The organism is Prevotella communis, from assembly GCF_022024115.1.
Classification (GTDB): domain Bacteria; phylum Bacteroidota; class Bacteroidia; order Bacteroidales; family Bacteroidaceae; genus Prevotella; species Prevotella communis.
The window spans coordinates 1366033-1390825 of the sequence record NZ_CP091792.1; the positions used below are offsets into that span (position 1 = coordinate 1366033).

Sequence of the window (24793 nt, forward strand, 5' to 3'; positions counted from 1 at the left end):
CATAGATAAATTGTGTAAGCAAATGTACTACATTTCGGATGATTGGCAAAAAAAATTCGCTATATTTAACTAAAACGCTTGTCAATATGCCAGAAAAGGGTTACCTTTGCAATGTGGTGATGACATTTAACACAGAACAACAACAAGTCATTGAGGCTACGGGGGGCTGTCATCTGGTGCTCGCCCCTCCAGGTTGCGGTAAGACGGCTGTGCTTGCCGAGCGTATCGTATGGGCTCATGAACATGGGGAGGAATTTGCCGATATGGCTTGTCTGACCTTTACTAATCGTGCCTCACGAGGCATGAAGGAACGTATCTATGAGCGTATGGGTAACGTGAAAGGACTGGATGCGCTCTTTGTGGGTAATGTGCATCGCTTCTGCTCGCGCTTTCTGTTTGAGAACGGTATTGTGCCAGAGCATACGGCTGTGATAGATAATGACACGTCGTTTAGTATCATGGCTGATTTCCTGGGTGAGGATGAACTGAAAGTGCTGGGTGACAACAAGGACAGACAGCGCTATTCTCAGATACTGAACCTGCAACACCTGATGTATCAGTGTGAGCATCGTTATCCGTCGAAACTGATGGTACATCGTGATGCCATGCAGCCATCGGCTTTGAAGGAATTGTGTATCGCTTTCCGTCTGCCATATACACAGGACTCGTCTATCACGCTATATCATCAAGCCAGTCTGTTCCTGGATGAGCATGCGTTGCTCAGTAGGGAGGCCGCAGCCCTCTTGTTGAGCCTGAATGCGGCCCGTCAGTATGAATTATACAAGCTGCAAAACGATCTGATGGATTTTGAGGACCTGCTCCTGAAAACCTACGATATGCTGGTGCAGTATGATGCGACAGAATCGCATCATGCAGAACAGGTGGAAGCGCATCCTATCAAGAAACTGAAATGGCTTCAGATAGATGAGGTTCAGGATCTGAATCCGCTTCAACTGGCAATTATTGATGGTTTTACTGATACTGAAGCAACTGTAGTGTATCTAGGTGATACTCAGCAGGCTATATTCTCTTTTATGGGTGCACAGACGGACACGCTGACGTTGTTGAAAGAGCGCTGCGGCGAGGGACATTTCCATAATTTCTTCGTCAACTACCGTTCACCCCAGTATCTGCTGGATGTCTTTAATCAGTATGGTGAACAGCAACTGGGTATAGCTCATGACCTGTTGCCATCAACGCAAAACAAGACGGAGAAGCAGGTAGGCGACCTGCAGTTTCTTGAGGCTGATACGAATGTGGATGAGGCTAACATCGTGGCGCATGAGGTACGTCGTATCTACGAACAGTATCCTGACGACACGGTGGCGGTAATCGTGGCTTTCAATAGTGATGCCGATGACGTGAGTGGTGCGTTGCAGACCTTGCCACATTTCAAGATATCTGGTATCGACTGTTTCTCTACGCCAGAGGTGCGTCTGCTGTTGGCTCATCTCAGTGTGGTGTCGATGGAACAGAATTTCATAGCCTGGTCGCATCTGTTTACCGGGCTTCATGTCTATACTTCCAATAGTGCCTCAAGGCAGTTCGTACGTCAGGTGATGGAACTGGCCTTGTCGCCTGTTGATTTCCTGGATTATGAGGGTTCTACCTATCTGAGTGAGTTTGTCAAGGTCTATGAGAAACAGGATGTTGTGGTGTTTGATACAGAGACCACAGGCCTGAATGTCTTTGAGGATGATGTCGTGCAGATTGCAGCCGTGAAGGTCAGACAGGGTAGGGTAATAGAGGAGTTGAATATCTTCATTGAGACAGAACGTACGATTCCTGAGATGCTGGGCGAGGTGGTGAACCCGCTGGTAGAGGAGTATGCGGCACAACCGCATCTGTCGCATCAGGAGGCCTTACAACGATTTGTGGATTTCTCCCGTGGCTGTGCTATCCTGGGACATAATGCTACTTACGACTATCAGATTATGGAGCATAACATGCAGCGATATGCACCAGACCTGTCGATGTACCGGATTTGGCCTTCTTATTTTGATAGTCTGAAGATGGCACGCCTGCTGCGTCCGCGCCTGAAGAGTTATAAGTTAAAGGACTTATTGGTACAGCTGGGGCTTGAGGGACATAACTCGCACCTGGCTAATGATGATATACTGGCTACGAATAGTCTGATGATTTATTGCTATGATCGTGCCAGGAGTATCGTCGGACGTCAGCAGGAGTTTATCAGACGTCACCAGAAAACCATAGACCGCTTCCGTCATCTCTATGCCGACCTCTATCAGCATTCGCGTAGCAGGCTCTATGTGCAGAGTGGTATTACACCACTCTCGGCTGAACTGCAATATACGTTTGACTATCTGCGTGACATTGGCCGTATAGGTCATATGCCAAAGCTGCCATATATAATAAGGTATATAGAACAGGAACTGATTTCATCTGCCAGTGGACTGTCGTTGGTTGACCAGCTTCACCGGCATATCCAGGACCTGACCACCATGAAGGAGGCCGACCTCTGTGGGGCTTCCAGTATGACGGACCGTGTTTTTGTGAGTACGGTACATAAGGCAAAGGGACTGGAGTTTGACCATGTCATCGTCTATGATGCGGTGGAAGGAAAATATCCCAGCGTCTATGCCGATACAGAGAGTGGCGGACAGGAAGAGGCACGCAAATTCTATGTGGCTATCTCACGCGCCCGCAAACGGCTGACCATCAGCTTTTGTCATAACAGCATCACGCGCTGGGGACGCAGTTATCCCAAACAATTAACCCGTTATATGGCTTCTATCCGCCAATTCTTTGCCTGATGTAACAAAATCAGAAGGATAAGACACATAATCCAAAAGTCTTGTCGCGGATTTTTGGTACCTTTGCAGTCGGAATAAAAACCTTTAACGAGTTTTATGAAGAAGATCTTTTTATTAGCTGTGGCTTTCGCAGCCACAATGGGTATCAATGCCCAGAATCCCTATTTGCCATTGTGGGAACATGTGCCCGATGGTGAACCCCGTGTGTTTGAAGATCCCGATCAGCCGGGAAAGTTTCGTGCTTACATCATTGGTTCGCACGATGTGAACTATTCAGCCTACTGCGGTCCAGATATCCGTATGTGGTCAGCACCTGTAGAAGACCTCAGTCAGTGGCGCGATGAAGGTCCAATCTTCTCGTGGTTTGTAGATGGTCAGTGGGACACGATGTATGCGCCTGACTTGGTGGAGGTAAAGGACAGAACAACTGGTAAGAAGACTTACTACCTCTATCCTCACTCTCGTGGCTGGCGTCGCACGCCAATGGTGTGTAAGGGTGACCGCCCCAATGGTCCCTTTAAACCCATCAACCTCACAGAGGATGGTCGCCAGTGTCTGCCTGGTTCACTGATTGATTTCGACCCCTCAGTATTCATTGAGAATATCACGGATAAGAAAGATAAGGATTATAACATCGGTTTCCGTGCTTACGTGTTCTATGGTTTCCAGCACTCTACTGCTGTAGAACTTGACCAGAACACGATGTATTCTAAGCGTCCCGGAACGGAACCCATAGATCCGTTTATTCCTGCTGTAAGTGCCGACGGTCGTCTGTTGGATAAGGCTGGCAGCGAGTATAAGGCTCTTTATAAGGGTCAGGATCCTAAAGACTTCAATTTCTTCGAGGCATCAAGTATCCGTCAGGTGGGTAATAAGTACGTGATGGTGTTCTCTGGTTACTCTGGCAAGGAGTATGGCCTGGGCAACACGAACTCAGCTCTGCGCTATGCCTATGGCGACTCTCCCCTAGGTCCCTGGCGTTCTGGTGGCGTGTTGGTTGACTCTCGTGGTGTTGTCCTGAATGAGGATGGCTCAAAGTTGATTACAACGAACGCTGGCCATAACACACACGGTTCGCTACAGGAAATCAACGGACAGTGGTATGTGTTCTATCATCGTCCTCCACGTGGCTTTGGTAATGCTCGTCAGGCTATGGTGGCTCCTGTGAAGATTACATGGGACAAGAAGCCTGTGGCTAAGGGTGGTAAGGTGGTTATCACTGGTTATGATCCTTATAAAAAGGATAATGTGTGGACTGCAAAGGCTACCGACGGCAATGAATATACAGGTGCTGAGGTGACCAGCGAGGGCTTCCAGATTTTTGGTTTGCCTCCTTATAACTATTATAGCGCTGGTTATGCTGCCTTCATGTATGGCCCCAACGCCAACAACTGGATGCAGGACAACCACGACGTGTGGAACAACTCTATGGACCTCGCTGGTATCCAGAATGGTGGTATTGTTGGTTTCAAGTACTTTGGTTTCGGTGGACTGGCTCAGGATACCAAGGGCTGTAAGGCTTTCGAGGGAACTAAGGCTGGTGACAAGACTACACTTGGTCTCAATCTGACACCCAGTGGCAAGGGCGCCTTCAAGATTCGCGTTAAGTTGGATGATCCCTGGAAGGGTCAGGAGATTGCTGTCGTTGACGTGCCCGCTAATGCAGACCGTAAGGAGACAATGTTTTATGCTGCCGTTCCTGCTTTAGAGGGTCTTAGTGGCAAGCATGCTATCTACCTCGTGGCTGATGGTCCAGAGGTACAGCAGCCCCAGCAGCCTCAGGGACGTCCTGGCTTTGGTCGTGGTCCCCAGCAGCCTCAGCGCCCTCAGGGCTTGTTCGACCTCCACGGAATCAGTTTCTCTAAAGGTGCAGAACATACGGCTCCTGTTGTTCCTCAGCTCACTATTACTGCTGATGGCCAGAAGTTGAATATCCCCACCACACCTATCCGCTTCAACAATCAGAATGGCTATGCCGACCAGATTCGCTATCAGGTCTATGGTCCTCTGAAGGCTAATACCAAGCTGGAGGCTAAGGCTGACGTGCCAGGCGTGAAGTGCGAGATTAGTCCTATCGTTGAGGGCCGTGCTACAGTGAAGGCTACCTACAACGGTCAGACCAAGATATTCCTGATTAACTAAGGGAATGCTATCATAAAAAATAAGAGGTGAGATTGAAACGTCTCACCTCTTATTTTTTTTATTTCTTTGGTTGTTTATTGAACTTATAGGCAACGGAGAGCATCAGGTAGCGGGGGATGCAGTTGTTCCAAGTCTCTGTGCGACCTTGTGCATTGACGCTGTATTGCTTGTTGGAAAGCTGGTGCAGCAGGTCGAAGGCCGTGAACTTCAATGTGAGTTTCTCGTTGAACAGTGAGCGTGCCAGTTCGGCATTCCACACCAGGTCGTCGGTGTTCATCATCTCACTCTGATAGCCCCTGCGACTATACATGCGGATGTCGGTAGCGATGTTCAGTTCTACCCAGGGAATGGTGTAGCGCAGCAGTCCACCGTAGTTATAGTCGAAGGCCGAGATATTCTCGAAGTTGGCACGATGGCTGGTTGAACGGCGCCAGTCTATCTCGCCGCTGATACCAATGGTGAGCTTGTCCTTTTGGTATTCTACACCCAGGTGCTCGTTGAGCGTCCAGTTGTGTACGGTGCTCTTCAGGAAGTCATATTCCTCAAAGGGCTTATTGGATTCATAGACCACATCGAAATCTACAGAATGGAGATAATCGACGCTGAAACGCTGTTGCAGGGTGATTCGTTTGGCACTGTCGAGTGGTTGCTCATAGCTCGTGCCGAGGTTCCAGTTCCAGTTGCCGTTGATATTGTCCTGCATATAGGTATAGACACCTGTCGCGGTATCGTAGATGGTGCGTGTACCAATAGAGTGCTGAGTCAGCGAGGCATTACTCCACACACGGATGAAACGGCGGATGGAGTCATTGTTGAACTGAAAACCGATATTCACGTTATGTGTCAGCGTAGGTTTCAGGTCAGGGTTGTTGATGGTGGTGACCAGTGGGTTGGTTGTATCATCGACGGGCATCAGGTCTGCCAAGGATGGTCTGCTCATGTTCATGCTATAGCCTAAGCTGTTCAGGCCATTCTTCTTGCCCCAGCGCGACCAGCTGATGCTAGGCGCTATTTCCACGTAACTGCGACGGGCAATGGTGTCGAGCCCGGCAAAGTCATTATAATAAAGTCGCTCGTGTGGATTCTTGATGGGGAGTGAGAATGAGAAATACTCATTGTCGCTGGAGTGCATGACCTCTAATGTGGTACTGGCGGTACGAGTAAGCAGTTGTTGCTCGTCGCAGTTGTTAAGGTCTATCACACTCTTCAGTTCTTCATGCGTGGAAGGTAGCCATTCCGTCTGTAGTTTGTCCTCAGCCAAACGGTCCAGGCGATAACGCAGGTTATTGCTATTGTCTAACGACTGCGTATAACTGGCATTGGCGCCAATAAACCACCTGTTGAGTAGCTGGAGATAATAGCCGAATTCTGCCTCATAGCTATAATTGTCACCATGTGTGTCGGCATAGTTATGGCGCAGGTCCGTATCACTTGTCTGTGTGAAGAGTGTGCGGTTCATCGTCCAGCTGTCGCTTGGTTTCTGGCGCGTATAGCTGCCAGTCAGTCCGCCCATCAGATAATCGCCCCAGGCGAATTTATGATGTAAGCCGATTGTACCACTTAGGTTCAGCGTGCGGTAACGTGTCAATCCGTCGTTGAAGGATTGGTTGATGAGGCTCTCGCGGTAGGTGGAGTCCTGACTGCCGTTAGTGCGATGCCCATTGGTATAGGTGACATTGAGTGTACCCCACAATGTGACAGGCTTCTTTATTTGGAAGTAGTCAAAGGCCTGAAAACGGAAATCTTTCTGGCGGCTCCATGACTCAGAGCCTCCAAGGATATTTCCGCCTGTGGCAAAGCGCTCGCTGGAAGTACGGCTCATATTATCGGCATCATCCCATGCGAAGACGGCATCGAGGTTGGTCTCCCAGTTTTTGTCAGCATCTTCGGTCTCAATATGCAGGCCCGTCTGTTTCATAGACCTTAGTCCCTGCGGCGTATTACTGGGTGTCCATTCGCCTTCAGCTCCAGGCCTGTGGGTTTCATTCACGTTGTTGGCATTAGCAAAGACGCTTACACGTGAGTGGTCATCATAGTAGAGGCCGAACAGGCGTCCCATGTAACGTTTGTCGGTACCGTACCCGCCTTCAATATTACCCATCAGACCACGATTGTATTCGCGCTTCAGCTGCACATCCATCACGTAGTCTTTCTTCTCGACATCATGGCCAATGAGTTCACTCTGTTTGGTACTCTTGTCAAAGACTTTCAGTTCCTTCACGGTGTAGTAGGGCAGGTTGTCGAGCATTACCTTGTTCTGTCCCTTAAAGAAGTCCTTACCGTTCAGCGTGAGATAGTCCACTTTCTTGCCGTTGATATAGATGTCTCCGTTGTCCTTGAGTTCGGCACCGGGCATCTGACGAATCAGTCCGTCGAGCATAGAACCTTCTGGCAGGTTAAAGGCGGAGGCATTATACACCAGCGTGTCACCACGATAGGCCAGTTTTACCTTGGTACCTGTTACGACGACTCCTCCGAGTCCGATTTCCTTATAGATATCATCGTCGCTGCGCTGCTTCTTCTTCATGAGGATGCGAGGCAGTTCAAACCATGAGTTGCGTGCAATATGGCGCAACTTATAGTTCATTGTGGTATCATTATATCCTTCGGCAGAGGCTTTGATGATATAGTCGGCATTCTTAGCAGGTACCTTAAACTGGTAATAAGAAGAAGTGCTCCATGTCCAACAGGTCATAGAGTCCACAAACGTAGAGTCTGAACGCATCAATGTGATGAGTGCTTTCACCTTGGCCTTGGTGAACGAGTCATAGACTTCGCCCGATAGTTCAATGGTGCGCTCTTTCTTTTTCCTAACCTGAGTGGTGTCGGCTTGTGCATAGCAAGCTAAGGCCGATAGCCAAACTGCTATTCCAACTAGTATTGTCTTCATATTATAGTTTGCCTTGATCACCGAGATAGGAGTCTTTAAAACCAAGGAAATAAAGCACGCCATCGAGTCCGATGGTATTGATGCTCTGCTTGGCGTTGGCCACCACACGCGGTTTAGCGTGGAAGGCGATGCCCAGTCCGGCTTCGGATATCATAGGCAGGTCGTTGGCACCATCGCCCACGGCAATAGTCTGGGCCAGGTTCACTTTCTCTACCTGTGCAATGAGTTTCAGAAGTTCAGCCTTACGATGGCCGTCCACAATCTCGCCCACATAGTTACCGGTGAGCTTGCCGTTCTCGTCGACCTCCAACTCGTTGGCATAGACATAGTCAATACCGTATTTGCGCTGCAGGTGTTCGCCGAAATAGGTGAATCCACCACTGAGAATGGCTATCTTATAGCCGCAGCGCTTGAGGATGGTCATCAGGCGGTCAACGCCCTCGGTGATGGGCAGATGTTCGGCAATATCTTGCATCACACTGACATCGAGACCCTTGAGCAATTTTACACGACGCGTAAAACTTTCCTTGAAATCAATCTCGCCACGCATAGCGCTCTCGGTAATGGCACGCACCTGTGCACCAACGCCAGCGCGCTCGGCCAACTCGTCGATACACTCGGTCTGGATAAGGGTGGAGTCCATATCGAAACAGATAAGGCGACGCATACGGCGGAACATATCATCACGCTGGAAAGAGAAGTCAATCTCCATCTCGGCCGACAGTTTGAGGAACTTTGACTGCATCTCGTGACGGTTGGCGGGCTCGCCGCGCAGTGAGAATTCAATGCAGGCACGGGTGTGCTTAGCTGGGTTCTTGATACTCTTACGACCAGTTAAACGGATGATGGAGTCAATATTCAGACCTTGATCGGCAATGACGCGTGTGGCAGCTTCAATCTGCTTGGCTTCCAACTGGCGCCCCATCACCATGAGGATATAGCGGTTCTTGCCTTGATGGCCCACCCAGTCCTCGTATTCTTCATCGGTGATAGGGGCAAAGCCGATGTTTACGCCCAGTTCGGTAGCCTTGAACAACAGTTCTTTCATCACCTGTCCCGAGTGCTCTTCTTCCATGCGAATAAGGATGCCCAGTGACAGGGTGGCGTGGATATCGGCCTGACCGATATCTAGAATCTGTGCGTCGTATTTTGCAAGTATGCCCATCACCGATGCGGTCAGTCCAGGACGATCCTGACCAGTGATGCGTACAAGTATTTGTTCTTCTTTCTTCTGTTCCATATGTTTAATCTTATAGGATGTTCATAATATCTTTTAATGCTTTTACTTCATAAGTTACAGGCTCTGTTGCAGGATATTCTGGCCAGTGATTAAAGAAAATGGTATCTAGGCCGGAATTCTTTGCACCAAGGATGTCTGTCTGGAAGTTGTCCCCAATCATGATTGTTGATGTCTTCTTGGCACCCGACTGTTTCAGTGCATATTCAAAGAATAATGGTGAAGGTTTATTGACGCCTGCATCCTCACTCAGGATGATGGTGTCGAAGTGGTTGCTTAATCCGCAGGCCTTCAGCTTCTTGTATTGTACCTCATGAAAACCGTTGCTGCACATGTGTAGCCTATAGCCTTTGTCGCGGAGATAATCCATCAGTTCGTGGGCACCATCAATGACGCCAGGCTTTGATGAGCAGTAGTCAAGGAATACATCGCTTATCTTGAGACAATAGTCTTCGAAGGCAGAGGCTGACTGCTCATTTTTCACTCGTAATTCTTCACTCACACAAAGTGGGTGACGGAAACGCTCAACGATAAGATAATCGCGTGTTATCTCACCCTTGGAGTAGCGTCCCCACAGGTCGATGTTGGTCTTCCAATAGTCTTCGTAAAACGCCTGTGGATCGTTGAAATAGCGGTCCAAATGAAAGTCCTCATACGTCTCAGCGAGTGCTATCACGGCATTGCCGTGGGTGTCATAAAGTGTATCGTCGAAATCTAAAAATATGTCTGTGTACTGTTTCATTCGTCTCTTTTCAGTTGTTCCATCAGGTCAGCAATCTTTTTCAGTTCCTGAGGAATACGTATTTTCTGAGGACAGGTCTTCACCTCAATGCAGTGGTTACACATGATGCAGTGGTCGGGCTGACGGTCCTTGGGGATGGCACGGTCCAGACTGATGAGGTAGTTACGACGGTTCTTGCGGTAGTTCTCGTCACCTTTGTCCTTAGGCAACGTCTTTTCCACCAACCATTTATTATAATGTACGAAGATACCTGGGATATCGATACCATAGGGACAGGGCATGCAGTATTGGCAGTTGTTGCAGGGGATTGTACCCATCTCCATCATCTGTTGTGCAATCTCTGTGTCCAGGAATCGTTGCTCCTCTTCCGTCAGAGGTTCCAACGGACAGTAGGAGAGAAGGTTATCTTTCAGATGCTCCATGAAAGTCATACCACTCAGTACGGTGAGTACACCCTCTGGGGTACCTGCATAGCGGAAGGCCCATGATGCGATTGATTTCTGCGGGTCGCGCTGTTTCAGTTCGTTGATGGCATATTGTGGCAGGTCCTTGACCAGACGGCCTCCGAGAAGAGGTTCCATGATGACAGCTGGAATATGACGTTTCTCCAGTTCTGCATAGAGATAGGAAGCATCCACATTAAAGCTGTTAATCTCGTTGGCATAGTTCCAGTCCAGATAGTTCAGCTCAATCTGTACGAAGTCCCAGTGATACTGGTCTGTCATAGCCAATACCTCATCAAACACTTCTTTCTGACCGTGGAATGAGAAGCCCAGGTTCCGAATCCTTCCAGCCTCGCGCTCCTGCATGAGGAAGTCCATCATGCCGTTGTCTACATAGCGTTTGTTGAACTCCTCCATACTGCCTCCGATGGCGTGCAGCAGATAGTAGTCAATATACTCAACCTGCAGTTCCTTGAACGAGTTCTGGTACATCTGCATCGATCCTTCGCGTGAAGCATCACCAAAGTTTGATAACTTCGTGGCTACGAGATATTCCTCGCGCTTATGGCGACTCAGGGCGATACCTGTGCAGCGTTCTGACAGCCCACGACAGTACACGGGCGATGTGTCGAAGTAGTTCACGCCATGCTCCAGGGCGTAGTCTGTCTGTTGGTTGATCATATCCTGATCAAACTCTTCAGAATCAGGTAGTTGTGGCAGTCGCATCATGCCGTAGCCTAATACGGATACCTTGTCGTTGTTCTTGGGGTTGGTCCTGTATGTCATTTGTCCCACAGGTGGCTCGCCAATGTCATTGCCGTTGTCACTCTTCTTTCCTGCACAAGCTGCAATAGCAGCAGCTGAGCCAAGTCCCATATATTTTAAGAAATCTCTTCTATCCATAATTCTTAATTCTCAAATCTCAAATCTCAAACCTCAAATCATCTTGTGAACCTCATGACCTTCTACGTGAATGGCCGATAGTGGGCGCACAGGACATAGGTGCTCACAGGCACCGCAACCTATGCAGGCATTCTCGTTGACTGCGGGAACAGATGGTGACAGATCGTCTTCAGGATCGCTGGGCACCATCTCAATGGCACCTACTGGACAATGACGGGCACAGTTGCCACACTCGTTTTCACCCAAAGCCGAAAGACAGAAGTCGGGATAGACCACAGCATGACCTATCTGAATACCTGACTTCTCTTCCTTGTCTATCAGTTTGATGGCACCGGCAGGACAAACCTCTGAACAACGTGTACATTCCGGACGGCAATAGCCTTTCTCGAATGACATTACGGGCTGCATCAGATTTGTGATATCCATGCTGGGACGCAAAACGTCGTTGGGACATTTTGATACGCACAGCTGACAGCCCGTACAGTGTTGTGTCATGTGCTTCAGCGAACGGGCACCTGGTGGTACTATTGGTGTCTTTCTTTCAGGCGCTTTCTTCTCGATGATATCTGCCAGTCCTCCATCAACGTGTTTCTTTTCTTGTGCTAAGGCTGCTGTAGATACAAGGGCTGTGGCAATCAAGAAAGAACGTTTGTTGGCATCGACGCTAGCATCACTAGTCGTACCAGTTTTACTGGTCCCACTAGTTTTTCTAGAATAGCTCAGTGCTCCAAACTTGCAACTCTTGATGCAGTCCCCACATACTACGCAACGACTATAATCGACCTTGTGATTCTTGAAATCTATGCAGGCCGCCTTACAGTTCTTGGTACACAGCGAACAGTTCTTGCATTTATCCTCGTCGAAATGAATCTTCAGCAGTGAGAAACGTGAGATAAACGACAGTACCGTGCCTACAGGACAAATGGTGTTACAGTATGTACGACCGTTTCGCCAGGCTAAGATAGCAATGATAATCAGCGTGAGCAGGGCGATGAAGAATACGGGGAGTGACTTCATCCATACGTCTACGCCATAGAATGCATAACTCTCGTAATGCTCTGCAATTGATGCCAGTGCATTATTACCCAACATCCACAAAGGCTGCAGCAGCATGGTACAGATGCGGCCAAAGGCAGAGTAAGGAGCCAACAGCTCAATGATAGTGCCGACACCTGCCAGACAACCTGCGATGAATATAGCGAGCAGACCATATCTCAGCCACTTGTATTCTTTAGAAAAGGTGTACCTGTTTTTCTTGGATTTTTTACCCAACCATCCGAAAACATCCTGCATTACCCCCAGTGGACAGATGATGGAGCAATAGATACGTCCAAATAGAAACGTGAGTACAGCGAGCCCCGCGATGACAGCCACATTCAGTGCCAATACGGCCTCTAAAGCCTGCACTTTGGCCATCCAGCTAAGCCATTGGTGTAGTGTTCCCGTAAAGTCCAGGAACAGCAGTGACAGTCCTATGAACATCACACTGCCCAGTGTAATTCTGATTTTTCGAAGCATAGTAATAGTATTTGTGGCTACAAAGATACGAATAAGCAAGGAAAACACCAAATAAATTGCGTATTTTCAGGCATGAGTATTTTAAAATCCAATTATCAGAAACCAGTCGCGCAGAAAACCTTTGAATCTGTTCTGTGAATCAGCAATCAGTAGCAGACGGTTTCCCTGTATCTCACAGAGTCCTTCGTAATTCGCAAACTTACGACTGGTGAGACTTAGTCGGGTGCGAAACTCTTTGACTAATCTCTTTTCTAATATGGACTTATCCGTTGGCGTAGTCTCGTAGATACGGATAATGGTGGATGCGCCCAGTTTTAGTTTTGGCACACGAATCTGACGCTCTAAAACCAATAATCGTCCGTCTTCTAATGCGCAGAGTTCCGAAACTCCATAGAAATGCTTCTTACTGATTGGTTCATCAGGTTTATAATAGTAGCAGAACCCTGGTTTCAGGTTATCACTGAAGGATTGGATACGAAGCAGGGAGTCACCTTCCAGGAGCCTTTCACAGGTAGTATAGAATAAATGCCGTTTCCTGTCGTAGGTCAGCGATTCCAATCCGTAGTTGTGTCCTGCCTTCTTGAAGATGTCTGGCATCTCCAGGCGTTGTCCGGTTCGTTTTCCATCCAAAGTATATTCATATACCTCATTATCCTTCTCTCCAGATATGAAAACAGTATTTGTTGTGGGGCGATAGCAGATTCCCTCTACATCTCTGTTTGGCAAACCGCTGGATTGAAATCCCTCGTTCTCTAGTGATGTGATGCACCCTTTGACGCTGTCTGTCTCAATATGCAGAATAAAGAATCCCTCTGTTTCCGACTTGTCGCTCACCACGGCATATCTGTTATTCCCCAAAGCCGTTATCCCACTGTAGTTTCCTGCAGGCAACTCTTGATGAAATCTTTGTGGTTTCTGGGCTATTATGACTGAAGTCCACAATACCATCAAGTAGAGCAATACAATAGTCTTCTTCATCTTTGTTGTAAAGAGAATGTAAAGGTGTGGACTTTATCGAATCAGTTTCACTACAAGGATACTGAACTCATAGAGCAACCAGATTGGCAGGGAGACGACCAGAAGGGTGAAAATATCAGTAGTAGGGGTGATGATGGCGGCAATGACGAGGATTGCCACGATGGCATGACGTCGATAACGACTCATGAGGCTGGAGCTGATAAGATGCAGACGGCCAAGGATTGCACATACAATGGGGAGTTCAAAAATTACGCCCATGATTAGGCTCATAGAGACAAGTGTGTCTGTATAAGACTGAAGTGTGAGCATATTCTCTACCTCTGCACTGACCTGATAGGTCCCCAGAAAACGCACGGTGAGGGGAAAAATCAGAAAATAGTTGAGCAAGGTGCCAAGAATAAACATCAGATAGCCCGTGGTGACTACCCAGAAAGCAGCACGACGTTCGTTTTGGTAAAGTCCGGGAGAAACAAAACGGAATAGTTCGAAGATGACGTATGGGGCGGCACAGAGCAAACCTGCATAGATGGCCACACGCATGTGGGTCATAAATTGCTCCGTGAGTCCCGTGTTCATCAGGTGAATACTGAATGGCTCTACGCCCAGCCACTGAAAGGTGATGAACTCGCTAGTACGTGGAGCCAGTACAACGGCAAAGAGCCAGTCCTTCATACAGAAGGCGGCAATGCCGAAGATAGTGGTGACAACCAGCGAACGCAGGATGACCCATCGGAGCACATCAAGGTGCTGCCAGAAGGTTACCGGTTCGCTATTATTCATCCTTTTTGACCTCGTCGTTAACTTCCTTCATGCCTTCCTTGAAACTCTTAACGCCCTTGCCTAGGCCGCGCATCAGTTCGGGAATCTTGGCTCCACCGAAAAGAAGTAGCACGATGAGGGCAATGAGCAGCAACTCCTGTGCGCCCAATCCAAGGAAGAGTAATGTGTTAAGTCCAATCATAATCTGTAGGGTTTTTAATATCGGATGCAAATTTAGGTAAAAAAAATGAGATTTGATAAGATTGTCACAAAAATTTTGTACCTTTGCGGCCTACTAATATAACTTTGTACGCATGGAAACAAAAAAGGATACAATTTTGATATTAAGCGGTGGCATGGATAGTGTCACGTTGCTGTATGATTACAAGGAGCGCATCGCATTGGCTATTTCGTTCGACTATGGGTCAAATCATAACGCCAAGGAGATTCCTTTTGCCCGTCTGCACTGTGAACGGCTGGGTATAGAACATATCGTGATTCCTCTGGATTTTATGGGTAAGTATTTCGAAAGCTCGTTACTGCAAGGTTCGGAGGCTATCCCTGAGGGACATTATGCTGACGAGAACATGAAATCTACGGTGGTGCCTTTCCGTAATGGCATCATGCTGAGCATTGCCGTGGGTATGGCAGAGAGTCGCGAACTGCAGTATGTGATGATGGCAAATCATGGTGGCGACCATACGATTTATCCTGACTGCCGCCCTGATTTCGTTGCGGCTTTCGATGCTGCAGCCCATGCTGGTACATACAACGGCGTGCATCTGATTTCGCCTTATACGAATATCACAAAAGGACAGATTGCTGCCCGTGGAAAAGAACTTGGTATCAACTATGCCGAGACATGGTCGTGCTACAAAGGTGGAGATAAACACTGTGGCAAATGCGGCACGTGCGTAGAACGAAAAGAGGCACTGGCCGATGCCGGTATTCCTGATCCAACGGAATACGAATAAAGTGAAATTAAAAAAATATAGGGAGTGAATCAATCACTCCCTATATTTTTATCTGTAGTTCTTCCTATTTCTTCAACCAGCGATCCAACCACTCAAAGTAGGTGCGTTGCCAAAGAATACCGTTCTGTGGTTTCAACACCCAGTGGTTCTCGTCGGGGAATATCAGTAACTCGGCCTCGATACCACGCATGCGGGCTGCATTGAAAGCACTCATGCCCTGTGTCGCATTGATGCGGTAATCCTTCTCGCCATGGATGCATAGGATAGGTGTATCCCATTTATCCACAAAGCGGTGGGGAGAGTTATCGTAGGTCTTCTTAGCACGAGGCGTCTGGTCCTTGTTCCAGTAAGCATCATCATACTCCCAGTTAGAGAACCAGTTTTCCTCTGTTTCTGTGTACATAGCCTCGAGGTTGAAAGCTCCGTCATGGGCAATGAAGCACTTAAAGCGTCCGTCGTGATGACCAGCAAGGTAATAGACGCTGAAACCACCGAATGAAGCACCTACTGCACCCAGACGGTCGCGGTCAACATAAGGCAGTTCGTCGCAGGCAAAGTCGATAGCGGCGAGATAGTCGTGCATACACTGACCTGTCCAGTCGCCAGAAACGGCTTCAAGCCATTCCTGACCGAAGCCAGGCAGTCCGCGACGGTTGGGAGCCACGATGACATAACCCTGAGAAGCCATGATAAAGAAGTTCCAGCGATAGCTCCAGAACTGTGACACAGGACTCTGGGGACCACCCTCACAGAAGAGCAGGGTGGGGTATTTCTTTGTCTTGTCGAAATGAGGAGGCAGAATCACCCATGTGAGCATATCCTTACCATCGGTGGTCTTCACCCAGTACTGTTCTACAGAAGGTTTTCCAAGCTGGTCAAGGATTTCTTTGTTGACCTCGGTAATCTGAGTAATAGCTACGCCATTATCAGTATCGTTTGGTGTCACCACATAGAGATCGGCGGGTTCTGTGTAAGAATGTTTCTCTGCCAGAATCTGCTTGTCGTTCAGCATCTGCAGTGAACCGAAATCAGCCTGAAAGTTTGTCATCTGTTTTACCTCGCCCTGAAGGTTAGTGCTGTAGAGATTCTCTGTGGCGTGCCATACACCTATATAATATATGGTACGCGCGTCAGGTGCCCAACAGTAATCGTCCACGTTTGAATCAAACGACTCCGTAAGGAATGTCTTCTCACCTGTTTTCAGGTCGTAGCAGCACAGACGCATACGGTCGGCCTCATAGCCGTCTCGTGCCATAGATGTCCAAGCCAGATAGCGGCCGTCAGGTGAGAACTTAGGATTCTGGTCGTAGCCAGGCAAGTTCTTCAGATTCTCAGGGGCGTTGACTGCCTGATTAAGCATGGTTTTGGTAGGTTCGATGGCAGGCTCTACATAGTCGGCAGGCTTACAGAGATTCTTGGTCTCTTTCTTTTCTACATCATAAAGGAAAATGTCTGAGTCAGTAGAGATAGAATACTGCAGACCAGTCTTCTTCCTGCAGGTGTACGCAATCTGTTTAGAGTCGGTGCTCCAAGCCAGTTGTTCCATACCGCCAAAGGGTTCCATTGGACATTCGAAAGGCTCGCCCTCAAGGATGTCTGTACCTTCGCTGGCAACAGAAAAATCATCGTTTACTGTGAATACGAAGGGGTGCTGGATACTCTCCACGTAGTGGTCCCAGTGACGATACATCAGGTCTGTTACCACACGGCCTGTAGTCTTTGGCAAGTCGGCAGGTTTTTCCTTGATTACCTCGTTGAAGGGGATGCTCTTCAGAATGATGACCTTTGAACGGTCGGGAGAGAACTGGAAACCCTCAACCTGACCTTCTGTCTCTGAAAGCTGTTTGCGGGCTGAGCCGTTAAGACTCATCTTCCACACTTCGCCACCCTTGATGAAGGCTACGGTCTCGTTGTCGAGCCATTGCGCATCCGTTTCATTGTCGGCATCTTCAGTAAGTTGCTTCTGTTCTGATCCATCAGCATTCATCATCCAAAGCACCTGGTGACTTTTGTTTTCTTCTACACTATAGTAGCCCATCTGGAAAACGATATGCTGTCCGTCAGGTGAAGCCTGATAACCACCGATACGACTCATAGCCCAGAGTGCCTCTGGCGTCATCTGGTCATTCTCCAACTGTATGGTTTGTTTTTGGATGTTCACTTCGTTATTGTCTTTCTGTGAGCCGCAAGCCGTGAGTAGCAGAGCTGCGGCACCAATTGCTAATAATTTATTCATAAGCGTCATTTATTTCTTCTTCACGGGATCGCAGGTCAGGCCGCACCCCAGTTTCTTGAATATCTTACGATCTACTTCTGAGAGCATTACGGTAGAATGTACCTGGCAGCCGCGCAGACGGGGCAACTGTTCCAATGCTTTGCGGCACTGCTCATCGTCCTTTGACAATACGCTCAGGGCTACCAGCACCTCATCAGTATGCAGACGGGGATTCTTACCTCCTAAGTATTCTATCTTAGTTTTCTGAACAGGTTCAATGAGACTCTGTGGAATCAGTTTTGCCTCATGGCTGATGCCTGCAAGGTGTTTGGTGGCATTGAGCAGCAGAGCAGCAGAGCAACCCAGCAGGGGTGATGACTTCGCTGTGATGATGGTGCCATCTTCCAATTCCATTGCGGCAGAGGTCTGACCAGTGAGTTCTTGTTTGGCTTGAGCAGCTACGGTGACACGACGATAAGCGGTGGTAATCTTTGCCTGATTGAAAAGCATCAGAATCTTGTTGATTTCCTTCTCGTTGTCAATACCCTCCGCCATTTTGTTGGTCGCATCGTAGTATCGACGGATAATCTCGTCGCGACTGGCCTGGCAGCATACCTCGTCATCGCTAATGCAGAAGCCCACCATGTTGACGCCCATATCTGTAGGACTCTTGTAGGGGTTCTCACCATAGATGCCCTCAAACAGTGCGTTAAGCACAGGGAATATTTCAATGTCGCGATTATAGTTGATGGCAATCTTGTCGTAGGCTTCCAGATGGAAGGGGTCAATCATGTTCACATCGTTGAGGTCGGCGGTAGCTGCTTCATAGGCGATGTTTACAGGATGCTTCAGGGGCAGACTCCATACGGGGAAAGTCTCAAACTTGGCATAACCAGCCTGTACACCGCGCTTATTCTCATTGTAGAGCTGACTGAGACATACTGCCATCTTGCCAGAACCTGGACCTGGAGCTGTGACGATGACGAGCTCTCGAGATGTCTCAACGTAGTCGTTCTTACCAAAGCCTTCGTCGCTGGCAATGAGTTCCACGTTATGGGGATAACCATCGATAAGGTAGTGTACATACGACTTGATGCCCATGCGCTCCAGTCGATGACGGAACTGATCTGCTGCATTCTGACCGTTATAATGAGTGATGACGACAGATCCTACCATAAAGTCGCGATTCATGAATTCCTCGCGCAGACGCAGCACGTCTTCATCATAGGTAATGCCCAAGTCTGCACGTACCTTATTTTTCTCGATGTCTTCGGCACTTACTACGATGACGATTTCCAGCTGGTCACGTAACTGTGCAAACATACGTAGTTTTGAGTCTGGCTTGAAGCCTGGCAATACGCGTGATGCATGGTGGTCATCGAAGAGTTTTCCACCCAACTCGAGGTATAGCTTACCATTAAATTTGGCAATTCGCTCTTTGATGTGCTCTGACTGGATTTTGAGATATTTCTCGTTGTCGAAACCTATTTTCATTTTTTCTCTCCCTTTATATTCACTTGTCACTTTCTGTTCTGCTGTTGCTTCTGCATCTCGGCAGCGCGCTTCTGCATCTCCTCCAGACGGGCAGCCAAGCCACTTGCCTTCTTGGGGTTGTTCTGGTTCTCTTTGTATTTAGCCTCAAGGATAGCCAGCAGCTTCTCGTCGTCAGTTGTTTTGCGGAGTGTCCACATGATAGCTGCAGAGAAAAACAGGGAGATGAAGTAATAGAAGTTCAGACCTGAGCCGTAGTCATTGAACATGAAGAAGAACATCACAGGCATGACGTACATCATGTACTGCATCATCTTCATCTGCTCGGCCTGCTGTCCTACCATCTGGTCGCGTTGCTGGCGCATGGTCATATATGAATAGAGGATGTTGCTCACACAGAACAGAATACAGGTCAGCGAGAGATGGTCACCGATACCCCATATATGCGTATCCCACTGTCCGATGAAGGGGATGGGGTCGTATGTTGACAAGTCTTCCATCCACAAGAACGACTCACGACGCAACTGTATGGCGTTAGGTACGAAGTTGAACATCGCAATCCAGATAGGCATCTGAATCAGCATTGGCAGACAGCCACCCAGAGGAGATACTCCGTATTTTGCATAGAGTTGCATCATGGCCTGCTGCTTTTGCATCTGATCCTCGGGCTTGTTGTACTGCTTGGTTGCTTCTTCGAGTTTGGGTTTCAGAACGCGCATCTTTGCGCTTGACATATAACTCTTCTTCACCATGGGGTAGGTTATGAGCTTCAGCAGCATTGTGATGAGAATCAAAACAATACCCATTGGCAGACCCAACTTCGTGAGCCAGTCGAAGACATACAGTGTGAACCAACGGTTGATGAAGCGGAATAGAGGCCATCCCAGGTAGACCAAACGCTCCAGCTCAAGATCCTTGCCAAACTCACTCTGGGCCTCTACATCCTGAATCAGACGGAAGTCGTTAGGACCAAGGTACATTTCAAATTCTGATGCCTGCAGACCTGTGGGATCGAACTTCGTGGTGAGGCGTGCGTCATAGTTCTTTAGGATGCGTGTGCTCTTATCCAGAGGTGTGCTGGCTAGTTCTGCACCAGTGTTGAATGCATCTCTTGATATGAGTACAGCTGAGAAATACTGGTTCTTGAATGCCACCCAGTCAATAGGTTCTTCGGTAGTCTCTTTCTTTTCTGATGTCTCGCTCAGGTAGTCGGTACCGCCATTGTGAAACTTATATGTCAAAGCCGAACGCTGGTTCTCGAATGTGAAACCGCGCTCCTGCTGGCGACAAGAGTCCTGCCATAGAATAACCACTTCTTTGTTGGTGGGGTCGAGCTGGTCACCCAGTCCTACGGCCTGCATGGAAAAATGCAGCATATAGTCAGGACCCAGTCGGTATTTGAAAATCAATTGTCCGTTGCCCTGAGCCTGAGCTGTCATTGTGAGTGAACCGTCAGCTTCTTGGGTTGGCGTGAAATAAAGGTCGCGGGTGTTAATATACTGCTTCAGACCCTTGATGATGAAGTCCATGTGTTGTCCATTCTCGGTGAAGAGTTGAACGCCCATATTGTTCAAGGTGTCCTTATGGCCCAGGATACGTGCGCTGGCAATGGTACCACCCTGTGTGTTGAACGTCAATTCCAGTGAGTCGTTCTTCAATGTAACGAGACTGTTGACGCCAGCCAGTGAGTCACTCATTGAAGGGAAGAAAAGGGCAGCTGAGTCAATGGCAGCTGCAGCCTTCTGTCCCTTTAACGTATCCTGTACAATCTGTTGTTGCTCCTGAGCCATCTTGACAGCAGCAATACTGTCCTGCTCATGGTTGTAAGCATCAATCTCTGCTTGCGAGGGAGAACTCATGTAACTGAATGCAATGAGTACCACTGCAATGAGACTGAAACCAATCAAAGTGTTTCTGTTCATATTAATTATCTTACTTTTTGTTACTTTTTTACAAACAAGGTGCAAAGTTACGAAAAAAAATCATAACTTTGCACTCGGTTATGAGAAAATTAGCATTATTTATTGCTGCTGTCAGTTCAATGGGTCTTTCGGCGGCAGAGCCTCAGTTGAAAAACACTGGGCTTTATTATCGTCTTTTCGCTCCGCTGACGTTTTATCACAACGTAGCAAGTAGTCAATTTAATATTATTTCTAATGACTCTGATGAGGTGAGTCAGGCTATAGATCAGGCGCTTATGCACGTTTATCTGAAACGCCCGGAATTGGTGAAAGTTACCGAATCTGAACAGGAAGAGGCTGGTTCCTTGCGTCAGGATATCATCGAGACACCCGTAATGCAGGAGGTAGAGATGGTGGAACAGGCAGCACCAATGCCAGAGACTCCTGAAGCTGCTCCTGTTGAGGTTGTTATAGAAAAACCAAATTTCTGGAAGTACAAAGGTGATGCGAATTTGCAATTCATGCAGAATTATGTGTCGGACAACTGGTATAAAGGCGGTGAGAGTAATCAGGCTGCAGTAGGTTCTGTGACACTTGAGGCTAATTATGACAATAAGTCAAAATGGAAGTGGGATAATAAACTGGAGATGAAGTTGGGTTTCCAGACATCACCTTCAGACACTGTTCATAAGTTCAAGACCAATGAGGACTTGATTCGTTATACGGGAAAGGTAGGATTGCAGGCTGCCAATCGTTGGTACTATACTTTACAGATGTTGGCCTACACGCAGTTTTATCATGGTTTGAAGTCAAACAATACAAAGGTGTTCTCTGACTTTATGTCGCCTTTTAACCTGAGCGTCGGTCTTGGTATGGACTATAAGGTACAGGCTCTTGCCAATAAGCTTACGGGTACTATCAATATGTCGCCTCTCGCTGTGAACTATCGTTATGTTGACCGTGCCGATTTGGCCGCGAGTTTTGGTGTTAAGACGCCGGACCATAGTCATTCGTTGACTGACTTCGGTTCGCAAATAACGGCGTCGCTCACTTGGCAGGTCAATGATGTGCTTTCTTGGAAGACGCGCATCTATGGATTCTCCAGTTATCACCGTTCAGAAGTGGAGTGGGAGAATACGTTTACCCTGCGTGTATCGAAGTATATCTCGGCCAACCTGTTTCTCTTCCCTCGTTTCGACGATGCCAACAATCGTGACGAAAATCTGGGCTATTGGCAGTTCAAAGAGTACTCTTCACTGGGATTCTCTTATAATTTCTAAAGGTTATTCTTGATTTTCTTTGTATTATTCAAAATAAATACTACCTTTGCACCCGCTTAAACTTAAACATATATTGTAGATATGGAAATCAAAATTACTTTTCCCGACGGATCTGTTCGCTCTTATGAGCAGGGCGTAACGGGACTTCAAATTGCCGAGAGCATTTCGCCTGCTCTGGCTCGCAGCGTTTTGGCTTGCGGTGTGAATGGCGAAACGGTGGAGCTAAACCGTCCTATCAATGAGGACGCACAGATTGAGCTCTATAAGTGGGACGATGAGCAGGGTAAGCATACTTTCTGGCACACCTCTGCCCACTTGCTGGCTGAAGCACTCCAGGAATTGTATCCTGGCATTCAGTTCGGTTTCGGTCCTGCTGTAGAGAGTGGCTTCTTCTACGATGTGCTGCTGCCTAATGGTGAGAGCATCAAGGAGAGCGATTTTGCTACCATCGAGAACAAAATGCGTGAACTGGCCTCAAAGAAGGAGCCTGTGGTTCGCAAGGAAGTTGCTAAGGCTGATGCTCTGAAGGAGTTTGCTGCTAATGGTCAGACCTATAAGTGCGAACATATCGAGCAGGACCTCGAGGATGGTACTATCACCACCTATACACAGGGTGCTTTCACCGACCTTTGCCGTGGTCCCCATTTGATGGATACGGGCGAGATTAAGGCTATCAAGCTGACCTCTGTTGCCGGTGCTTTCTGGCGTGGCGATGCCAACCGTGAGCAGATGCAGCGTCTCTATGGTATCTCTTTCCCCAAGAAGAAGATGCTCGACGAGTATCTTGTTATGTTGGAGGAGGCTAAGAAACGCGACCATCGTAAGATTGGTAAGGAGATGGAACTCTTTATGTTCTCCGACAAGGTTGGTAAGGGTTTGCCTATTTGGTTGCCAAAGGGCACGGATATGCGTCTACGCCTTCAGGATCACTTGCGTAAGGTTCAGAAACGTTATGGCTATCAGGAGGTTATAACTCCTCATATTGGTTCTAAAAATCTCTATGTTACCTCTGGTCACTGGGATCACTATGGTAAGGATTCTTTCCAGCCCATCCAGACTCCTGAGGAGGGTGAAGAGTACCTGTTGAAGCCTATGAACTGTCCTCACCACTGCGAAATTTTTGCATGGAAACCCCGTTCATATAAGGATCTGCCTCTGCGTATTGCTGAGTTTGGTACCGTTTACCGTTACGAACAGAGTGGTGAACTTCATGGTTTGACCCGTGTTCGTTCGTTCACTCAGGACGATGCTCACCTGTTCTGCCGTCCAGATCAGGTAAAGCAGGAATTCCTCAACGTGATGGATATTATCAATGTAGTGCTTTCTGCTTTCGGCTTCAATTTCGAGGCTCAGATTTCTCTGCGTGACCCTAATAATCATGAGAAATATGTAGGAAGTGATGAAGACTGGGCCTTGGCAGAGAAGGCTATTCAGGAGGCTTGTGAGGAGAAGGGCCTGCCCGCTAAGGTGGAATACGGCGAGGCTGCATTCTATGGTCCTAAGCTTGACTTTATGATTAAGGATGCTATTGGTCGTCGTTGGCAGTTGGGTACCATTCAGGTGGACTACAACCTGCCAAAGCGCTTCCAGTTGGAATATACCGACGAGGATAATCAGAAGAAGACACCTGTAATGATTCACCGTGCTCCCTTCGGTTCTATGGAACGTTTCACCGCTGTACTCATTGAACACACCAGTGGTCACTTCCCCTTGTGGCTTACTCCTGATCAGGTGGTTGTTTTGCCTCTGTCTGAGAAGTACAACGACTATGCAAAGAAAGTGCTCGAGCAGTTCAACCAGCAGGGTGTTCGCGGTTCTATCGATCTTCGTAACGAGAAGTTGGGTCGTAAGATTCGCGATAATGAGTTGAAACGTATTCCTTACATGGTTATTGTTGGTGAGAAGGAAGCTGCAGAGGGACTTGTCTCTATGCGTCAGCAGGGTGGTGGCGAGCAGGCTACCATGACTATCCAGCAGTTCATCGACAAGATTAATGCTGAGGTTGCTGAGCAGACAAAGAATTTCTAATCTCAGAATTCTAATATAATAAAAAGAGGTCACTTCATGATGAGGTGACCTCTTTAATTTAGCATTTATTCTTCTCACTGAATCGCAATCTTGTCCACGCGTTTCTGGTGGCGACCGCCTTCGAAACTCGCGGTAAAGAACTCATCCATAATCTTGCGTGCCATGTTGTTGTCGATAAAACGACCTGGCATTACCAATACGTTGGCATCGTTATGCTGACGGATAAGGTGTGCAATCTCTGGTATCCAGCAAAGACCTGCGCGTACCTGCTGGTGCTTATTCAGTGTCATAGAAATACCCTCACCACTGCCACAAATGGCAATACCAGGGTAAACCTCACCACTTTCGATGCCCTTTGCCAAAGCATGACCGTAGTCAGGATAATCTACACTGGCATCGCTCCATGTGCCATAGTCTTTCACGGGATAGCCTTTCTCCTCCAGATACTGGAGTACAAACTGTTTCAAAGCGAAGCCTGCGTGGTCGCAAGCAACTCCAACTGTTTTTACTTCCATAGT

17 protein-coding genes are annotated in these 24793 nt (G+C 47.9%); 5 read left to right on the plus strand and 12 right to left on the minus strand.

Features of this window, described 5'->3' with window-relative positions:
- Positions 1 to 86 precede the first annotated feature (86 nt).
- Together L6468_RS05315 and L6468_RS05320 are read left to right on the plus strand one after the other, a co-directional pair.
- Positions 87 to 2774, plus strand: a complete 2688-nt coding sequence (locus L6468_RS05315) for a 3'-5' exonuclease (RefSeq protein ID WP_237796061.1) — start codon at positions 87 to 89, stop codon at positions 2772 to 2774.
- Between the two features lie 96 nt (positions 2775 to 2870).
- The gene (locus tag L6468_RS05320; protein ID WP_237796063.1) at positions 2871 to 4916 is read left to right on the plus strand and encodes a hypothetical protein; all 2046 of its coding nucleotides are present in this window, start codon (positions 2871 to 2873) and stop codon (positions 4914 to 4916) included.
- Positions 4917 to 4974: 58 nt separating this feature from the next.
- On the opposite strand, the gene L6468_RS05325 is transcribed toward L6468_RS05320, so the two are convergent.
- The 8 genes from L6468_RS05325 to L6468_RS05360 form a co-directional block, all read right to left on the minus strand.
- A complete protein-coding gene (locus tag L6468_RS05325) occupies positions 4975 to 7806 on the minus strand; it encodes an outer membrane beta-barrel protein (RefSeq protein ID WP_237796065.1) in 2832 nt (943 codons plus the stop codon).
- Between the two features lies 1 nt (position 7807).
- Positions 7808 to 9046: a phosphoserine phosphatase SerB gene (gene serB / locus L6468_RS05330; protein ID WP_237796067.1), complete on the minus strand. Its 1239-nt coding sequence runs from the start codon at positions 9044 to 9046 to the stop codon at positions 7808 to 7810.
- A gap of 10 nt (positions 9047 to 9056) precedes the next feature.
- Positions 9057 to 9785 (minus strand): YjjG family noncanonical pyrimidine nucleotidase, encoded by a 729-nt coding sequence (locus L6468_RS05335; RefSeq protein WP_237796074.1) that lies wholly within the window; start codon positions 9783 to 9785, stop codon positions 9057 to 9059.
- Positions 9782 to 11131, minus strand: coding sequence for an aldo/keto reductase (locus L6468_RS05340; protein ID WP_237796081.1), 1350 nt, complete (start codon positions 11129 to 11131; stop codon positions 9782 to 9784). The genes L6468_RS05335 and L6468_RS05340 overlap by 4 nt, the downstream gene beginning before the upstream one ends.
- Positions 11132 to 11164: 33 nt before the next feature.
- On the minus strand, positions 11165 to 12649 hold the full coding sequence (locus L6468_RS05345; protein ID WP_237796082.1) for a 4Fe-4S binding protein: 1485 nt from the start codon (positions 12647 to 12649) through the stop codon (positions 11165 to 11167).
- A gap of 81 nt (positions 12650 to 12730) precedes the next feature.
- On the minus strand, positions 12731 to 13627 hold the full coding sequence (locus tag L6468_RS05350) for an esterase-like activity of phytase family protein (protein WP_237796084.1): 897 nt from the start codon (positions 13625 to 13627) through the stop codon (positions 12731 to 12733).
- A 33-nt stretch (positions 13628 to 13660) separates the two neighbouring features.
- Positions 13661 to 14407: a twin-arginine translocase subunit TatC gene (gene tatC / locus L6468_RS05355; RefSeq protein WP_237796098.1), complete on the minus strand. Its 747-nt coding sequence runs from the start codon at positions 14405 to 14407 to the stop codon at positions 13661 to 13663.
- On the minus strand, positions 14400 to 14588 hold the full coding sequence (locus L6468_RS05360) for a Sec-independent protein translocase subunit TatA/TatB (RefSeq protein WP_091815779.1): 189 nt from the start codon (positions 14586 to 14588) through the stop codon (positions 14400 to 14402). The genes tatC and L6468_RS05360 overlap by 8 nt, the downstream gene beginning before the upstream one ends.
- Positions 14589 to 14700: 112 nt before the next feature.
- Here L6468_RS05360 and queC point away from each other — a divergent pair, with 112 nt between their 5' ends.
- Entirely contained in the window at positions 14701 to 15360 is a 660-nt protein-coding gene (gene queC / locus L6468_RS05365) for a 7-cyano-7-deazaguanine synthase QueC (RefSeq protein WP_091815782.1), read from the plus strand.
- A 64-nt stretch (positions 15361 to 15424) separates the two neighbouring features.
- Here the strand turns inward: queC and dpp5 are convergent, their stop codons facing one another.
- From dpp5 to yidC, 3 genes are read right to left on the minus strand one after another with little or no spacing between them, the layout of a single operon-like run.
- Entirely contained in the window at positions 15425 to 17596 is a 2172-nt protein-coding gene (dpp5, locus tag L6468_RS05370) for a dipeptidyl-peptidase Dpp5 (protein WP_237796100.1), read from the minus strand.
- 9 nt (positions 17597 to 17605) lie between these two features.
- Entirely contained in the window at positions 17606 to 19069 is a 1464-nt protein-coding gene (locus L6468_RS05375; RefSeq protein ID WP_091815785.1) for a DUF1846 domain-containing protein, read from the minus strand.
- A 26-nt stretch (positions 19070 to 19095) separates the two neighbouring features.
- Complete coding sequence (gene yidC, locus L6468_RS05380) at positions 19096 to 20988, minus strand: membrane protein insertase YidC (RefSeq protein WP_237796106.1); 1893 nt, start codon at positions 20986 to 20988, stop codon at positions 19096 to 19098.
- 80 nt (positions 20989 to 21068) lie between these two features.
- Here yidC and L6468_RS05385 point away from each other — a divergent pair, with 80 nt between their 5' ends.
- Positions 21069 to 22247: a DUF3078 domain-containing protein gene (locus L6468_RS05385; protein WP_237796112.1), complete on the plus strand. Its 1179-nt coding sequence runs from the start codon at positions 21069 to 21071 to the stop codon at positions 22245 to 22247.
- Positions 22248 to 22328: 81 nt separating this feature from the next.
- Positions 22329 to 24275, plus strand: coding sequence for a threonine--tRNA ligase (gene thrS / locus L6468_RS05390; RefSeq protein ID WP_237796120.1), 1947 nt, complete (start codon positions 22329 to 22331; stop codon positions 24273 to 24275).
- Positions 24276 to 24349: 74 nt separating this feature from the next.
- On the opposite strand, the gene rpiB is transcribed toward thrS, so the two are convergent.
- Entirely contained in the window at positions 24350 to 24790 is a 441-nt protein-coding gene (rpiB, locus tag L6468_RS05395; protein ID WP_237796122.1) for a ribose 5-phosphate isomerase B, read from the minus strand.
- Positions 24791 to 24793 lie beyond the last annotated feature (3 nt).

Bases quoted from the DNA above. Each gene is read 5' to 3' on its own strand.
- serB (WP_237796067.1), bottom strand. From the start codon at position 9,046: ATGGAACAGAAGAAAGAAGAACAAATACTTGTACGCATCACTGGTCAG.
- L6468_RS05325 (WP_237796065.1), bottom strand. From the start codon at position 7,806: ATGAAGACAATACTAGTTGGAATAGCAGTTTGGCTATCGGCCTTAGCT.
- L6468_RS05375 (WP_091815785.1), bottom strand. From the start codon at position 19,069: ATGAAAATAGGTTTCGACAACGAGAAATATCTCAAAATCCAGTCAGAG.
- L6468_RS05345 (WP_237796082.1), bottom strand. From the start codon at position 12,649: ATGCTTCGAAAAATCAGAATTACACTGGGCAGTGTGATGTTCATAGGA.
- L6468_RS05350 (WP_237796084.1), bottom strand. From the start codon at position 13,627: ATGAAGAAGACTATTGTATTGCTCTACTTGATGGTATTGTGGACTTCA.
- dpp5 (WP_237796100.1), bottom strand. From the start codon at position 17,596: ATGAATAAATTATTAGCAATTGGTGCCGCAGCTCTGCTACTCACGGCT.
- L6468_RS05360 (WP_091815779.1), bottom strand. From the start codon at position 14,588: ATGATTGGACTTAACACATTACTCTTCCTTGGATTGGGCGCACAGGAG.
- L6468_RS05335 (WP_237796074.1), bottom strand. From the start codon at position 9,785: ATGAAACAGTACACAGACATATTTTTAGATTTCGACGATACACTTTAT.
- tatC (WP_237796098.1), bottom strand. From the start codon at position 14,407: ATGAATAATAGCGAACCGGTAACCTTCTGGCAGCACCTTGATGTGCTC.
- L6468_RS05340 (WP_237796081.1), bottom strand. From the start codon at position 11,131: ATGGATAGAAGAGATTTCTTAAAATATATGGGACTTGGCTCAGCTGCT.
- L6468_RS05320 (WP_237796063.1), top strand. From the start codon at position 2,871: ATGAAGAAGATCTTTTTATTAGCTGTGGCTTTCGCAGCCACAATGGGT.
- L6468_RS05315 (WP_237796061.1), top strand. From the start codon at position 87: ATGCCAGAAAAGGGTTACCTTTGCAATGTGGTGATGACATTTAACACA.
- rpiB (WP_237796122.1), bottom strand. From the start codon at position 24,790: ATGGAAGTAAAAACAGTTGGAGTTGCTTGCGACCACGCAGGCTTCGCT.
- queC (WP_091815782.1), top strand. From the start codon at position 14,701: ATGGAAACAAAAAAGGATACAATTTTGATATTAAGCGGTGGCATGGAT.
- yidC (WP_237796106.1), bottom strand. From the start codon at position 20,988: ATGAACAGAAACACTTTGATTGGTTTCAGTCTCATTGCAGTGGTACTC.
- thrS (WP_237796120.1), top strand. From the start codon at position 22,329: ATGGAAATCAAAATTACTTTTCCCGACGGATCTGTTCGCTCTTATGAG.
- L6468_RS05385 (WP_237796112.1), top strand. From the start codon at position 21,069: ATGAGAAAATTAGCATTATTTATTGCTGCTGTCAGTTCAATGGGTCTT.